The sequence below is a fragment of the uncultured Maribacter sp. genome, from assembly GCF_963974015.1.
Lineage (GTDB): Bacteria > Bacteroidota > Bacteroidia > Flavobacteriales > Flavobacteriaceae > Maribacter.
In genome coordinates this window covers 41,927-56,623 of sequence record NZ_CAXBBZ010000002.1, presented here as the reverse complement: position 1 = coordinate 56,623, position 14,697 = coordinate 41,927, and the positions used below count along the sequence as shown (strand labels likewise).

The following is a 14,697-nucleotide window of genomic DNA, read 5'->3' as shown; positions in this document are numbered from 1 at the left end:
ATTCTTAAATTTTTCTACGCTTTCGTTCTTTTTTAAGCAACGTTAATTCCCGACTCGTTTGCCCGGCAACAGAAGTATTTTCATCTGCTCTTCTAATTAAGTATGGCATAACATCTCTAACAGGTCCAAATGGCAAATATTTAGCAACATTATATCCATTCGCAGCTAAATTGAAAGAAATATGATCGCTCATACCATATAATTGGCCAAACCAAACATGCTCATTGTTTCTAGCAATGCCTTTATTTTCCATTAAATCCATTAAAAGATAACAGCTATCTTCATTATGTGTACCTGCGAATATTGATAACGTATCAAGATTTTCAATCATATACTCAATGGTGGCATTGAAATTCTCATCTGTCTCAGCTTTAGTTTTACAGATAGGAGAAGTATACCCTTTCTCTTTGGCTCTGTCATTTTCCTTTTCCATATACGCCCCACGAACAACTTTCATGCCGATTTTAAATCCATCTTTCTCAGCACGCTCATGCAACGATTTAAGATAAGGTAAACGATCCCATCTATAGGTTTGCAGCGTATTAAATACAATTCTTTTCTTTTTATTGTATTTACGCATCATGTCTTCCGCTAAATCGTCAGCTGCATCTTGCATCCAGCTTTCCTCACCATCTATTAACAATGACACTTCAAGATCATGAGCTTTCTTGCACACTTTATCGAACCGGTTTATAACCCGTTGCCATTCGGCTTCTTCATCTTTTGTAAGTTCTTTTTTCTCAGATATTTTCTGATATAGAGCAAATCGACCAAACCCAGTTGGTTTAAAAACTGCATAAGGAATAGCTTCTTTTTCTTTAACGAAATCTAGAATCGTCAATATCATTTCAGTAGCAGCATCGAAGGGATCTTCTTCTTCTTTACCTTCTACAGAATAATCTAAAACCGAACAAACCCCTTTCTCCCACATTCTATCTACCACAGGCAGACAATCCCTTTCGTTAATACCCCCACAAAAATGGTCAAAAACCGTAGCCCTAATTAAACCTTCTACTGGTAAATGTGCTTTAAAAGCAAAATTTGTTATTACCGAACCCATTTTCACTAATGGCTCATTTGAAATCATTTTGAAGAGAAAATAAGCTCTTTCTAATTCTGAATCTGATTTTAAAGCAAATGCCGTTGCGGTATTTTCAAATATTTGGTCCATTTTTTGTTATTTCTATAGCTGGTAAATATAATCACAGATTTTATAATCCTAAGACTAAAAATAACCTTTATTTTGTGTTCAATTAGAAACAATACTTAGCCATACCATATTATGGAATCTATAATTTCAGACTCTTACGCAGTACATTTTAATGAGAATGCTTTTAAAGCGCTTAATGCCCATTTGGCTAAAAAAGCGTATTCTATCGTTTTTATTTTAGTTGATGAAAATACACATGAACTCTGCTTACCTCAGTTTATGGCAGAAATAAATGGTGACTATCAATTTGAAATCATTGAAATAGAATCTGGTGAGGTTAATAAAAATATAGAAACATGCGTAGGTGTTTGGGAAGCCCTATCTGAAATCGGTGCTGATAGAAAAAGTATTCTGATTAATCTAGGTGGTGGAGTTTTAACCGATTTAGGTGGTTTTGTAGCTTCAACATTCAAAAGAGGAATAGACTTTATTAATGTGCCAACCACATTATTGTCTATGGTAGATGCCTCTGTAGGCGGCAAAACTGGTATAGATTTAGGTTCATTAAAAAATCAAATAGGTGTAATTAATCAGCCAGTTATGGTATTGGTAGTGCCAGATTTTTTAGACACTTTAGATAATAGACAAATTAAAAGCGGATTTTCTGAAATGCTTAAACACGGTCTTATTCAAGATAGATTGTATTGGGAAACCCTAAAGCAAGCTGAAAGTTTAGAGGATATGAAAAAACATATTCTTACTTCAATTCAGATTAAGAACAAGGTTGTTTTACAAGATCCAACTGAGCGGAATATAAGAAAAATATTAAACTTTGGACACACTTTAGGTCATGCCATAGAATCCTATTTTTTAGAGAATGATTCGAAAGAAACGTTGCTGCATGGTGAAGCTATTGCTATTGGAATGATTTTAGAAGGCTATTTATCCAATAAATTAACAAATCTGCCATTAGCTGATTTAGAGGATATCAAAACTACTTTTTTAAGTAGATATGAGAAAATAGAATTCTTAGAAGAGGATTTTGATAATATACTTAAGCTTATGAAGTACGACAAGAAAAATTCGCACGGAAAAGTAAATTTTGTGCTATTGAAAGAGGTAGGTAATCCCATTTTTGACATTGAAATTCCAATAGAACTCTTTACTGAAGCTTTCGCTTACTACAAAGTTTAAAAACTTCATATACTAATAACACCACTTTCACAACTATACAAATTCAATTGACTGTATAATAACTAGTTTAGGTTAAGAAATTAAGTAACCTTCTTAAACCAAATTAGTTATGACCAGAAGACTTATCGATTATCGAAAACTAGATAACCAATTAGCATCACTTTTAATTGAAACATACCCATATGGATATGGTGATGAGGATATTATATCCTTTAAAAATATTCAAGGTGATTACGTTGAAGCTGTTCAATTAAAAACCGCGGACACACTTTATTTGGTAAAAATCAGTAAAAGCCTTTCGAACTTTATAGCCAATTTTGAAGAAAATATTGAAAGAGAGCTTGAGCCTAAAACACCTGAAGAAGTTATGCAATCAAAAGAAATGACCAATGCCTTATATCTAAACTTCGAAAATGAATTAGAACCAGATCTAGACTAAATTTACAAATAGCGTTCTTTTAATATAATTTCATGATGTCTTTGATGACCACTTATGGCAAGTCCTAAAGCGGCAACTGACCATGGTAAACCACTAGCCGTACCCATTCGTCTTAATTCTACTTCAGATAACTTCTTGAATAAATTAATTGTCGCATTTCTAACTGTAAGGTATTCTTCTAATATATCCTCTTTAGATCGTTGATGACAATTACTCTCTAAAATATAATCATCTTGCTCAAAACCTGGCAAAGGTGTTTTATCATTTCTTGAAATTCTAAAAGCACGATATTGAAATATACGTTCTGTATCAATTAAATGGACAAGAACTTCTGCTATTGTCCATTTACCTTCTCCATAACTAAAGGCTAATTGCTCAACAGTCAATTCAGCAACAAAATTCTTAAACCAATCTTTACCTGTTATTAAAGCTGATTTTAAATCTTCTTTATCTTCAAGTTTTTTTAAGTAAGTAGCATAGAAGAAATCAAATTCCTCTTTTTGCAAATCTGTAATTGTCATAATTAAGTCTATTTCTTAGTTAATTAAAAATCAAAAAAGCCCAATCATAAAAATAACTGGGCCTTTTGAGTTAGTTGAAGTTAAAGACTATAACTCGTTAAATATGGTATGCATTAATCGTTTCTTATCATTGAAACTCTCCTCTAAAGAAATCATCGTTTCAGTTCTGCTTATACCATCAATATCATCTATTTTAAAAATGATGTTTTTTGCATGAGTAGTATCCTTCGCTCTAATTTTACAGAATATATTAAATTTCCCTGTAGTAATATGCGCTATAGTTACATTTGGAATTTGATTTAAACGTTCCAATACAAATTTTGTCTGATGTGTTTTTTCTAAGAAAATACCAACATAAGCAATAAATGCATAGCCTAATTTCACATAATCTAAAGTAAGAGAAGAACCTTTTATAATTCCTGCTTCCTCCATTTTCTTAACTCTTACATGAACAGTACCTGCTGATATAAGAAGTTTTTTAGCAATATCGGTAAAAGGGGTTCTGGTGTTGTCAATTAACATATCCAGAATTTGGTGGTCTATTTCGTCTAATTTGACTTTGCCCATAGTTGTAAAATTTTTGGCAAAAATAAAAAATTATCGCATTAAATTCATTGAATATCAACTTTTTTTAATAAAAATGTAAACATTTTTAAGTTTTAAAAGAAATAAGGCAATGAAAATCAATCCAGCAGTTTTAAAATCTTATTATTTTTAAGCCACTCTAAGTCTTCTTTTACCTCTAGATTAAACATTTTATGACCAAAAATTTCTAAAGGAGTTGTTTCGTAAATATGCTTTACAGGGCTAAAAACAATCTTACCATTCTTAAGAACTTCTTTATATTGAACTGTTAACGTGCTTTTTAGAACATCATCATTATTAGCATCCATAGATTTTTTTATCAAAATATCAACAAACTGTTTTCCATTTTCCGGAATAGTTAAATATTGCTCTATTGTATAATCTTGAATTTGGTTTAATACAATAGTAGTTATACTTTTTAGCAAGGCATAAAAAATAAACTCTCTTGTCTTTTCCCTCTCATAATCTTCATAGTAATGACCTGCTTCGAATAAAATAGTAGGAGTTTCTCTCATTTGAAATGCATCACCAACACAGTTAGCATTAAAACCATCATCATATCTACCGACCTGACCAGGTATTAACTCTTGCAACTTAGAATTCATTGCAGCAATTAACTGCATACTTAATTTACGTGAAGGCGAATTATTTCTTTCAACATCAAAGGCAGGCGCTAAAAAAGAAACTGTCGCCGGTTTATTGGTTTTACCAACATTGAAAATTGTACGTTGGTCATGCAGGTTAAAACAAAAATCTGGATGAAAAAAATCATACTCTTTTTTGAGTATTCGACTTTCTGGTTGCGTTAAATCCTGCGCATCTCTATTTAAGTCTATCCCTTTTGCATTTAATCTGGTATAATCTCGTGCTCCATCTGGATTAAGAATTGGTATAATTTTTAATGTACATTGTTTTGCAATTTCCAAAGCATTAACTGTATCATGCTGCAAATAATTCAATAAATCAATTACAGCTTTCGTGGTCGTTGATTCATTACCATGCATTTGAGACCACATTAAAATACGTGTAGGACCATTGCCAAAAGTTATACTCTTTATAGATTCATCGCGCACAGATTTACCAATAGTAATAACCTTAAAATTTTTAGAAAGACCTGAAATAAATTTGCTCAGATGATCATAAGTAATATATCTACCCTGAATACTTGATACATAAATTTGACAATAATCAATTGCCTTCATATTCCTCGTTTAATTATTAATGACAAAAATAACACAGCTATAGTTTACATTTGTAAACAGTTTGTTTTGTGATTTAAAGACAAAACAAACCTGAAATGTTTACAAAATTAACTTTTTATTATATTAAAAAATAAAATACTATATATCAATATTTTATATATTATAATTTAAACCATAACTTTTAAATATTTTATCGCTTTTACATGATTTAATATTCCATTAATAATAAACATTGCAAGAATACATTAGTTTTGTAAACATGTTAGATACTACCTCATTTATAGCAAGGCTGAAGACTATTTTAAACCATCATGAACTTTCTTCAGCTTCTTTTGCTGATTTAATTCACGTGCAACGCTCTAGTATTTCCCACTTATTAAATGGTAGAAATAAACCAAGTTTAGAATTTATAATGAAAATAAATGATGCTTTTAAGGAAGTGGATTTACAATGGCTTTTGTATGGTGAAGGAGAGTATCCAAATAAAAATTTAGACCATAACAAAAAATCTAACGAGCGATCAAACACAAATGCAGTTACAAAGCCAATTCAAAAAAAGAACATTGAGCGTATCATAATCTTTTATACCGATGGTACATTTAAAAAATATGAAGAGCAATAAGAATATTTTTTAGCATAAACTATTATTGTATTTTTAAATAAACTTCCCTCCTATTTTCTTTATTTTGCACCATGGTAAAAAAAATTTCTTCTCTTTTAATTACATGCCTACTTTTTAGTTCATGTTACCAACCGGAACGTAATTGCGAAAAGTACAAAACAGGCTCTTTTAAGTTTACTTATGAGCTAGGAGAGATTGTTAAAGAAGGTAAATTCACGAGAGATGAAAAGTATAGTGTCGATTATTATGAGAACAAAATTGATAGTGCCACAGTACGTTGGTTTAATGACTGTGAGTTTGTTTTACAAGATATTCATAGTAAAACAGCCATTCATTATAAAATAATCAGCACTACAGATTCATCTTACACCTTTCAATACAAGAGTGCCGTAAAAGACCCAAACAAGGAACTAATCGTTAAAACGGGAACCGCTTTTAAAATCAAATAATCATGTTCGATATTTTCGCCAACGCCGATGCATGGGTGGCTCTACTAACCCTTACATTTCTTGAAATTGTTTTAGGAATAGATAATATTATTTTCATATCAATTGCTGCCGGAAAACTTGAACCTGGTCATCGAAAAAAAGCCACGAATTTAGGCTTAGTATTAGCAATGGCAATGCGTATTTTGCTGCTTTTTGGCATATCGCTACTTACCTCTATGAAAAAACCTTTCTGGGTATTCGATAGTGATTGGATTACCGGAGGTATCAGTGGTCAAGGAATTATTTTATTCCTAGGCGGTTTGTTTCTGCTCTACAAAAGCACAAAAGAAATTCATGAAAAGGTTGAAGATAAAGGTCATGACGAACGCGAAGTAAAGAAAGCAAGATCCACATCATTAATGAACGCTATTCTTCAAATAACGGTTATTAATATCGTTTTCTCCTTTGACTCGATTCTAACCGCGATAGGAATGACCAACGGCATTTCACCTAACCCTAACGATGCCCTTGTACTAATGATTGTAGCAGTTGTTATCTCAGTAGTAATTATGATGCTTTTTGCAAATCCTGTTGGAGAGTTTGTCAACAGACACCCATCCATTCAAATTTTAGGATTATCCTTCTTAATTTTAATTGGATTTATGCTCATTGCAGAATCTGCTCATTTAAGTCATCTTATTGTATTTGGTAACGAGGTAGGTGTAATACCTAAAGGATACCTCTACTTCTCTATCGCATTCTCACTTATGGTTGAATTTTTCGACCTGCGCATGAAAAAAAATAAAGATGATATTGTCGATATTGAAAAATAGTGCATTAAAACATTCAGCACATAGCCCCCTGTATCTCAATTGTTTTATAGGGGGCTTTTCATTACCTTGGTTAACCAATCAAACTTAAATCAAGTGCAATTATGAAAAAACCCAACGAAAACAAATCCACCAATCTTAATCGGCGTGATTTTGTTAAAAAGACTGCATTAGCGTCATCTGTATTTATTATACCTAGACATGTTTTGGGCGGCCCGGGCTTTATTGCCCCTAGCGACCGTCTCAACATTGCAGCAATTGGTGCTGGCGGTAAAGGCATAAGCGATATTAAAAACGCCTCAGTAATGGGAAGAGAGCGTGTAGCGGCTTTATGTGATGTCGATTTTACCGGTACTGCGGCCAAAAGTGTAGAAAATTTCCCCAAAGCCAAGCTTTACGATGATTTTAGGGTCATGTTGGATAAAAAAAAGAATATTGATGCTGTAACCATATCAACCCCAGACCATGTTCACGGGCCCGCAGCTAAATGGGCAATGGAAAGAGGTATTCATGTATATGTGCAAAAACCCATGACACATAACATTAAAGAAGCTAGAACTTTAACCCAAATGGCACGCACCAATAAGATTGTAAGTCAAATGGGAAACCAGGGCGGCTCTAACCCCCTTTTAGGCATGGTACAACGTTGGATAGATGAAGATAAGATCGGAGCGATATCAAAAGTTCAAGTATGGACGAATAGACCCGTATGGCCACAAGGAATTGAAATGCCTAAGCCAGATGCTAGCTTAAAACCAGCCGGTTTAAATTGGGATTTATGGCTAGGACCAGCAACAGAACGAGAGTTTGTTCCTAATCTTCACCCATTCAATTGGAGAGGTTGGTGGGATTATGGAACAGGTGCCTTAGGGGATGTAGGATGTCATTTAATAGACATCCCTTTCAGAACATTAAATTTAAAATACCCTATAGATGCAGAATGTAGCGTTGCATCGGTATTTTCCAAAATGTGGACTCCTGATTATTATCCAGAAGGCTGTCCTCCATCCTCATTTATAACCTTACACTTTGATGCTACCGACAAAACAAAATCACCTATAGAAATGACTTGGAGCGATGGTGGTATTCGACCATCACACCCAGATATTATTCCTGCAAACGACGATATAGGCGGTAAGAATAGCGCAAACGGTGTATTAATTATAGGTGAGAAAGGAATTATATCCACTAATATTAATGACAGCTCACCGCTAATGCCAAAATTATACTTAAACGATGGTACTACAGAATTCGGGCCAGAGGTAGAGGAAGATTTGGAACCAGAATATGGTCACCAACGTAAATGGGTCGATGCTTGTAAAGCTGGTTTTGGTAGCCCTGAGCATTTAGCGCTTACATCCTCTTTCGATTACGCCGGACCTATGACAGAAACTGTTCTAATGGGTAATTTAGCCATTAGAAGCTATATGCTTCAAAGAGAAAACGCTGAAGGCGCTATGGAATTCTTTGCCCGTAAAAAATTATTATGGGATGGAGAAAATATGAGAATCACCAATATGGAAGAAGCCAACCAATTTGTTGGCAGAACATATAGAAAGGGATGGGAGGTTTAACACCTTTTCCTGTTGGCAGTAAATAAAAAAAGGAAGGAGCAACACCTTCCTTTTTTTATTTATATAACAATGCTTTAATTCGGTCTATTGAAAGCTACCCTTGGATTTGTTTGTTTTTGCTCTTCAAACAATCGCTGTTGCTGCTTAACAGTCATGGTGCTACCATCATGACTCCAGCCTGGAGGTCCGAAAATATACATTAGTTTGTGACTAAATTTCTTAGACTTCTTCATATCCGCCCAAATATCGGTGAATTCGTGAGTTAAAATTACAATAGGGTTATTAGAATTAGGTGCATGTATAACACCGAATTTTACATCAATTTCTTCATCATATTCTTTCCAAGTACCAAATATCTTATCAAAGAAATTTAAAAATCCACCATGGTTCTTATCTAAGTATTCTACATTTTGTGCATGATGCACTTGATGCATAGTATGTGTATTGAATATTTTTTCAATGAATCCCATTTTAGGAACATATTGAGAATGTAATTGAAATTGCCAAAATGATTCAATAGCTAAGCATACCACAACCATTTCTACAGGAAAGCCAATAATTGGCATCCAGACGTAGAAAAAAGGCTTATAAAGCAGCGTAAACCAACCATTTCGAATAGCAGTTCCCAGATTAAAATTATCTGATGAATGATGTACTATGTGTGCCGCCCAAAGGATACGAATTTCGTGATTAGCTCTATGAAACCAGTAATACGTAAAGTCATCTGCCAATTGACAAAGCAACCAAACATACCAGGCATAACCAAATGACTTATATCCCATTATATTAGTTCTTACTCCATCGACCAAAGGGTTAAAAAACTCATAAGCATATTCGAAAAGCACAACTAACAATATCACCTTAAGTAAAGGTCCGATTATAGCTGAGCCTATACCCATAACACTACTTGCCGCAAAATCTTTCCAATCATAAAGATCATCATCTCCATGAGTTTTACTATAGGTTAATTCTAATAAAATAAAGGCTATAAAAGCTGGCGCACCGTATACCAAAGGGTTGGTAAAATCCATTATTTAAAAATTTTTGTAAATGTAGTTATAAAAACATCTATTTTTTAAGTTGTCTAATCTTAACTTTCTATTTTGGAATAAGACAATACAATCATTAAACAGATTTTATTATCGCTTACTTCTAAGAATTTCATTCTGCTCTTTCAATAAACTCTCAACACTTGCAAGCAATGCAATGTTTTTTGGCGTTTCAACTTCTTTATTTGCCGGGTCTTCAGATTTTTCTTTGAATCGATTTATAAACTTAACCATAACAAAAATCGTAAAAGCGATAATACAAAAATCAACCAATGACTCTATCAATTCTCCATAACCAATAGCTACTTCTTCCATCTTTTCACCAGACTCCCTAAGCACCCATTTTTTATTGGACAAATTCACATCATCCGTCATTAATGAAAGTGGGGGCATTATAACTTTAGACACCAAAGCACTTACAACCTTATTGAACGCTGTACCGATAATGATACCAATAGCCAGATCAATCATATTGCCTTTAATGGCAAAATTTTTAAACTCTTCAAAGAATTTTTTCATATCAATAATTAATCAAACAATGTTTTAGGTTCATCTGGTGACAGTCCATCATCTAATTCTTCACCGTCATTTTTATCATTAGATTCAATAGCCTCTTCATCCACTACTTCAATATCCTCTGGCTTTTCAGGAACCGCAGGCTCAAAAGGCAATGGATCTAATAAATTAATATTTTTAACCTTCTCAGTTATGAATTGATTACCTAAAGCTTTAATTCCTTTTATCGATATAAAATTCTCTATATCAATAGATTCATTATCTTTCGCTTCCTTGCCTCTAGGTTTTGGGAATTCAATCTCCACCAATGGTCGCCAGTCCGTCGAAACTAACTCTAAATATGATTTAGGGTGGTCAGAAATAAACAATTCCTCTTTATTCTCGTTCTCAATAAAAAACCTTTTAACATAAAAGCGCTCTTTTTCACCCTCCCAATAAATAGCTGAAATTGGCTTCTCTGGAATCCATTTTTCAAGCACAATCATATCGTCATCGAAGTGAGATGTCAACACTGGTAAAAATGTTTTAGCAACACCTTTTTGATTGATCACCAACAACAAGTCATCACCTTTAAATTCACCAAGAAGTTCTCCCCTGCCATCTACATTTAATCTTCTAACTACATCATCGAACCAAATTTTTCTTGGCTTTAAAGTTGATACGCCCTTCTCTTTTAACTCAATTCGTTTTACCGAGTACTTTGTGACTATATTTCCTTTTGATGCTCTACCCTTGATTATTACATCAGAAAAATCAATATCCCATTTCAACTTCTTAATACTACCTACTTGGCGTAACAACACTGTAATTACTTCAGCCTCACCATTTGGGTTAGCAGAAAAATACAATACTTGAGAACCCGGCTTACCAGTCGTTAAGTCATAAATTCTATCCCTGGTGATACTTGTAACATTAAAACGCTTGATATATGTAGGGCCCCCTTTCCCATCTTTATAGACCAAATTATAGGTAGTTCGCTTATCCTTTTTCTTAAAAACAGCAACGTGAATAATACCTTTACCAACAAAAATCTTGGAATCTACTTTAGACACCATCATTTTTCCTTCATTGGTTATCACTATAATATCGTCAATGTCACTGCAATCAGTAACATATTCATCTTTTTTGAGTGAGGTTCCGACAAAACCTTCATCCCTATTTACATATAGCTTAGTATTTCTAATAGCCACCTTTGTAGCTTCAATATCGTCAAATACTCTAATTTCGGTTAAACGACCTCTATCCTTACCATAAGTTTCTTTTAGATTCTTAAAATAAGTTATGGCGAACTCGATTAGATTAGCCAAGTGATTTTTTACTTCTGCTATACGCTCTTGCAAACTCTCAAGATATTGCTGAGCTTTATCCAAATCAAATTTTGAAATTCTTTTAATTCGAATTTCTGTAAGCCTAGTAATATCCTCTTCAGTTACCGCACGCTTTAAATGCTTGGTAAATGGAGCCAATCCTTTATCGATAGCACTAATTACACCTTCCCAAGTTTCTTCATCCTCAATATCTCGGTAAATTCGATTTTCAATAAATATTCTTTCCAATGATGCAAAATGCCACTGCTCTTCTAATTCACTCAATTGAATCTCAAGCTCCATTTTCAAAAGCTCTACAGTTGAATCAGTAGATCTTTTAAGCATTTCTGTCACACCAATAAACAAAGGTTTATTATCCTCAATGATACAGCCTAGCGGAGATATTGAAGATTCACACGCCGTAAAGGCATAAAGTGCATCAATTGTTTTATCTGGCGAAATCCCAGAAGGAAGATGAATTAAAATTTCAACATCAGCAGCTGTATTGTCTTCAATTTTTTTGATTTTAATCTTGCCTTTATCATTAGCTTTCAGAATTGAATCTATTAAACTTCCAGTATTAGTACCATATGGTATCTCATTGATTACCAATGTATTTTTGTCAATTTGAGCTATCTTAGCACGAACCCTAATTTTACCTCCTCTTAAGCCATCATTATAATTTGTAATATCAATAATGCCGGCCGTTGGAAAGTCAGGATATAATTTAAATCGCTGGCCTTTTAAATGCTTTATAGAAGCATCGATAAGTTCAATGAAATTATGAGATAAGACTTTAGTGGAGAGTCCAACAGCAATACCTTCGGCTCCTTGAGCTAATAATAACGGGAACTTCACCGGTAAATTTACAGGCTCTTTCTTTCTACCATCGTAGGAAGATTGCCATTCAGTGATTTTTGGGCTAAAAACAACTTCAAGCGCAAATTTAGAGAGCCTTGCTTCGATATATCTGGATGCAGCAGCCCTATCGCCTGTCAATATATTACCCCAGTTACCTTGGGTATCTATCAGTAAATCTTTCTGTCCAATCTGTACCATGGCATCTGCTATACTAGCATCACCATGTGGATGATACTGCATGGTATGCCCTACAACATTAGCAACCTTGTTATACCGGCCATCATCTAACTCTTTTAAAGAATGCATAATTCTACGCTGCACTGGCTTAAAACCATCTTCAATTGCAGGTACCGCTCGTTCTAAAATTACATAGGAAGCATAATCCAAAAACCAATCTTTATACATACCACTGACCCTAGTCAAGGCATCAGAAGAATCTGAATTAGTAGTATTCTCTTCGGAAAGGTTTTCGTTAATATCTTCGTTCAAATCGTCATTTTCTTCCATTCAGAAGCAATCGTATTTATTTAGTTTATACTACTTTATCCTTAATCAAATCAACTTCAACTTTAAGATTATTGATAATGAATTTTTGTCTATCAGGAGTGTTTTTTCCCATATAAAAACTTAATAATTCTTCAATAGACATTGCCTTATCTAACATTATAGGTTCCAATCGAATATCATCACCAATGAAGTGCCTAAATTCATCTGGCGATATTTCTCCTAAACCTTTAAATCTGGTGATTTCTGGTTTACCTGACAGCTTATTTATGGCATGTTGTCGCTCTTCATCACTATAGCAATAAATGGTTTCCTTTTTATTACGCACCCTAAATAGAGGTGTCTGCAAAATATATAGGTGATTTTCTTTTATCAATTCTGGAAAAAATTGTAAAAAGAAAGTAATCAGCAACAATCTAATATGCATACCATCTACATCTGCATCGGTAGCTATAATAATATTATTATACCGTAAATCTTCAATAGTCTCTTCAATATTCAATGCAGCCTGCAACAGGTTGAATTCCTCATTTTCGTAGACAATTTTCTTAGACATGCCATATGAATTCAAAGGTTTTCCTTTTAAACTAAAAACAGCTTGCGTGTTAACATCTCTCGATTTAGTAATAGAACCCGATGCGGAATCACCTTCGGTAATGAACAAAGAACTTTCTAACCTACGATCATTTTTCATATCACTTAGATGAACTCTACAATCTCGCAGTTTCTTATTATGTAAACTTGACTTCTTTGCTCTGTCACGCGCCAACTTACGAATACCCGAAAGTTCCTTTCGCTCCTTTTCGGCCATCATAATTTTTCGCTGAAGCTTATCTGCTGTATCGGTATTCTTATGAAGGTAATTATCTAAATATTTACCGATAAAATCGTTAATATAGGTACGAACGGTAGGAAACTCTCCACCCATATCGGTAGAACCTAATTTAGTTTTAGTTTGACTTTCAAAAACTGGCTCTGTTACTTTTAATGCGATAGCGGAAATTATAGACTTTCTAATATCGGACGCATCGTAATCCTTTTTGTAAAATTCTCTTATGGTTTTAACTATAGCTTCTCTAAATGCAGCTTGGTGCGTACCACCTTGTGTAGTATGCTGCCCGTTAACAAACGAATGATACTCTTCGCTGTATTGCGTTTTGCTATGAGTCATCGCAACTTCAATATCCTCTCCTTTTAAATGTATAACAGGATAAAGCATGTCTTCCATATTATTATTATCCTCTAGAAGATCTTTTAATCCGTTTTCAGAGTAGAATTTCTCACCATTAAATACTATAGTAAGACCTGGATTTAGATACACATAGTTTTTCAGCATGCGTTCTACATACTCATTTCTATACTTATAATGTTTAAAAATCGCCTCATCAGGAACAAAAGTAACCTTGGTACCTTTTCTTTTACTGGTTTCTTCTGGTCCAACTTCATTTTCTAAATTACCAGAACTGAACTGAGCGGTCTTTAATTGATTATCCCGTGAAGATTGAACTTCAAAAAAACTAGATAGCGCATTTACCGCCTTAGTACCAACACCATTAAGTCCAACAGATTTTTTAAATGCTCTACTATCATATTTACCCCCAGTGTTCATTTTAGAAACCACATCTACAACTTTTCCAAGCGGTATACCACGGCCATAATCTCGCACCTTAACGACTTTATCTTTAATTGTAATTTCAATGGTCTTACCAGCGCCCATCACAAATTCATCGATACAGTTATCGATAACTTCTTTTAGTAAAATATAGATTCCATCATCTGCCGATGAACCATCTCCCAATTTACCGATATACATACCAGGTCTTAATCGGATATGTTCTTTCCAATCAAGCGAGCGTATGTTATCTTCAGTATAATGAGTGTCTTGGGACATTAAATAATTTTTTAGAAAGTGTTG

Annotated in this window: 14 protein-coding genes; 6 read left to right on the top strand and 8 right to left on the bottom strand. The window is 33.8% G+C overall.

What is annotated here, in order from left to right:
- Positions 1-4 precede the first annotated feature (4 nt).
- Positions 5-1,171: a proline dehydrogenase family protein gene (locus tag AACZ41_RS04680; RefSeq protein WP_339627108.1), complete on the bottom strand. Its 1,167-nt coding sequence runs from the start codon at positions 1,169-1,171 to the stop codon at positions 5-7.
- A 111-nt stretch (positions 1,172-1,282) separates the two neighbouring features.
- Here AACZ41_RS04680 and aroB point away from each other — a divergent pair, with 111 nt between their 5' ends.
- Together aroB and AACZ41_RS04670 are read left to right on the top strand one after the other, a co-directional pair.
- A complete protein-coding gene (aroB, locus tag AACZ41_RS04675; RefSeq protein ID WP_339627106.1) occupies positions 1,283-2,344 on the top strand; it encodes a 3-dehydroquinate synthase in 1,062 nt (353 codons plus the stop codon).
- Between the two features lie 109 nt (positions 2,345-2,453).
- Entirely contained in the window at positions 2,454-2,783 is a 330-nt protein-coding gene (locus AACZ41_RS04670) for a hypothetical protein (protein WP_339627104.1), read from the top strand.
- 2 nt (positions 2,784-2,785) lie between these two features.
- On the opposite strand, the gene AACZ41_RS04665 is transcribed toward AACZ41_RS04670, so the two are convergent.
- The 3 genes from AACZ41_RS04665 to AACZ41_RS04655 form a co-directional block, all read right to left on the bottom strand.
- Positions 2,786-3,304 carry a DinB family protein gene (locus AACZ41_RS04665; protein WP_339627102.1) on the bottom strand — a complete coding sequence of 173 codons (519 nt, stop codon included), beginning with the start codon at positions 3,302-3,304 and terminating at the stop codon, positions 2,786-2,788.
- 87 nt (positions 3,305-3,391) lie between these two features.
- Positions 3,392-3,871, bottom strand: coding sequence for a winged helix-turn-helix transcriptional regulator (locus tag AACZ41_RS04660; protein ID WP_027066901.1), 480 nt, complete (start codon positions 3,869-3,871; stop codon positions 3,392-3,394).
- 116 nt (positions 3,872-3,987) lie between these two features.
- Positions 3,988-5,091, bottom strand: coding sequence for a M14 metallopeptidase family protein (locus AACZ41_RS04655; RefSeq protein ID WP_339627063.1), 1,104 nt, complete (start codon positions 5,089-5,091; stop codon positions 3,988-3,990).
- 232 nt (positions 5,092-5,323) lie between these two features.
- Here AACZ41_RS04655 and AACZ41_RS04650 point away from each other — a divergent pair, with 232 nt between their 5' ends.
- The 4 genes from AACZ41_RS04650 to AACZ41_RS04635 all read left to right on the top strand — a co-directional run bounded on the left by AACZ41_RS04650 (position 5,324) and on the right by AACZ41_RS04635 (position 8,545).
- Positions 5,324-5,713 carry a helix-turn-helix transcriptional regulator gene (locus AACZ41_RS04650; protein WP_339627061.1) on the top strand — a complete coding sequence of 130 codons (390 nt, stop codon included), beginning with the start codon at positions 5,324-5,326 and terminating at the stop codon, positions 5,711-5,713.
- 71 nt (positions 5,714-5,784) lie between these two features.
- The gene (locus AACZ41_RS04645) at positions 5,785-6,162 is read left to right on the top strand and encodes a hypothetical protein (RefSeq protein ID WP_339627059.1); all 378 of its coding nucleotides are present in this window, start codon (positions 5,785-5,787) and stop codon (positions 6,160-6,162) included.
- A 2-nt stretch (positions 6,163-6,164) separates the two neighbouring features.
- Positions 6,165-6,974 carry a TerC family protein gene (locus tag AACZ41_RS04640; RefSeq protein WP_339627056.1) on the top strand — a complete coding sequence of 270 codons (810 nt, stop codon included), beginning with the start codon at positions 6,165-6,167 and terminating at the stop codon, positions 6,972-6,974.
- A gap of 101 nt (positions 6,975-7,075) precedes the next feature.
- Complete coding sequence (locus AACZ41_RS04635) at positions 7,076-8,545, top strand: Gfo/Idh/MocA family oxidoreductase (protein WP_339627054.1); 1,470 nt, start codon at positions 7,076-7,078, stop codon at positions 8,543-8,545.
- Between the two features lie 74 nt (positions 8,546-8,619).
- Here AACZ41_RS04635 and AACZ41_RS04630 read toward each other — a convergent pair whose 3' ends face one another.
- The 4 genes from AACZ41_RS04630 to AACZ41_RS04615 all read right to left on the bottom strand — a co-directional run bounded on the left by AACZ41_RS04630 (position 8,620) and on the right by AACZ41_RS04615 (position 14,673).
- Positions 8,620-9,576 (bottom strand): sterol desaturase family protein, encoded by a 957-nt coding sequence (locus AACZ41_RS04630; protein WP_339627052.1) that lies wholly within the window; start codon positions 9,574-9,576, stop codon positions 8,620-8,622.
- A 108-nt stretch (positions 9,577-9,684) separates the two neighbouring features.
- The gene (mscL, locus tag AACZ41_RS04625) at positions 9,685-10,113 is read right to left on the bottom strand and encodes a large-conductance mechanosensitive channel protein MscL (RefSeq protein ID WP_339627050.1); all 429 of its coding nucleotides are present in this window, start codon (positions 10,111-10,113) and stop codon (positions 9,685-9,687) included.
- 8 nt (positions 10,114-10,121) lie between these two features.
- The gene (locus tag AACZ41_RS04620) at positions 10,122-12,785 is read right to left on the bottom strand and encodes a DNA gyrase/topoisomerase IV subunit A (RefSeq protein WP_339627048.1); all 2,664 of its coding nucleotides are present in this window, start codon (positions 12,783-12,785) and stop codon (positions 10,122-10,124) included.
- 25 nt (positions 12,786-12,810) lie between these two features.
- On the bottom strand, positions 12,811-14,673 hold the full coding sequence (locus AACZ41_RS04615) for a DNA topoisomerase IV subunit B (RefSeq protein WP_339627046.1): 1,863 nt from the start codon (positions 14,671-14,673) through the stop codon (positions 12,811-12,813).
- Positions 14,674-14,697: the final 24 nt, after the last annotated feature.

Excerpts from the sequence above, each read along its gene's own strand:
- AACZ41_RS04680 (WP_339627108.1), bottom strand. The coding sequence starts at position 1,171 with ATGGACCAAATATTTGAAAATACCGCAACGGCATTTGCTTTAAAATCA.
- aroB (WP_339627106.1), top strand. The coding sequence starts at position 1,283 with ATGGAATCTATAATTTCAGACTCTTACGCAGTACATTTTAATGAGAAT.
- AACZ41_RS04670 (WP_339627104.1), top strand. The coding sequence starts at position 2,454 with ATGACCAGAAGACTTATCGATTATCGAAAACTAGATAACCAATTAGCA.
- AACZ41_RS04665 (WP_339627102.1), bottom strand. The coding sequence starts at position 3,304 with ATGACAATTACAGATTTGCAAAAAGAGGAATTTGATTTCTTCTATGCT.
- AACZ41_RS04660 (WP_027066901.1), bottom strand. The coding sequence starts at position 3,871 with ATGGGCAAAGTCAAATTAGACGAAATAGACCACCAAATTCTGGATATG.
- AACZ41_RS04655 (WP_339627063.1), bottom strand. The coding sequence starts at position 5,091 with ATGAAGGCAATTGATTATTGTCAAATTTATGTATCAAGTATTCAGGGT.
- AACZ41_RS04645 (WP_339627059.1), top strand. The coding sequence starts at position 5,785 with ATGGTAAAAAAAATTTCTTCTCTTTTAATTACATGCCTACTTTTTAGT.
- AACZ41_RS04640 (WP_339627056.1), top strand. The coding sequence starts at position 6,165 with ATGTTCGATATTTTCGCCAACGCCGATGCATGGGTGGCTCTACTAACC.
- AACZ41_RS04635 (WP_339627054.1), top strand. The coding sequence starts at position 7,076 with ATGAAAAAACCCAACGAAAACAAATCCACCAATCTTAATCGGCGTGAT.
- AACZ41_RS04630 (WP_339627052.1), bottom strand. The coding sequence starts at position 9,576 with ATGGATTTTACCAACCCTTTGGTATACGGTGCGCCAGCTTTTATAGCC.
- mscL (WP_339627050.1), bottom strand. The coding sequence starts at position 10,113 with ATGAAAAAATTCTTTGAAGAGTTTAAAAATTTTGCCATTAAAGGCAAT.
- AACZ41_RS04620 (WP_339627048.1), bottom strand. The coding sequence starts at position 12,785 with ATGGAAGAAAATGACGATTTGAACGAAGATATTAACGAAAACCTTTCC.
- AACZ41_RS04615 (WP_339627046.1), bottom strand. The coding sequence starts at position 14,673 with ATGTCCCAAGACACTCATTATACTGAAGATAACATACGCTCGCTTGAT.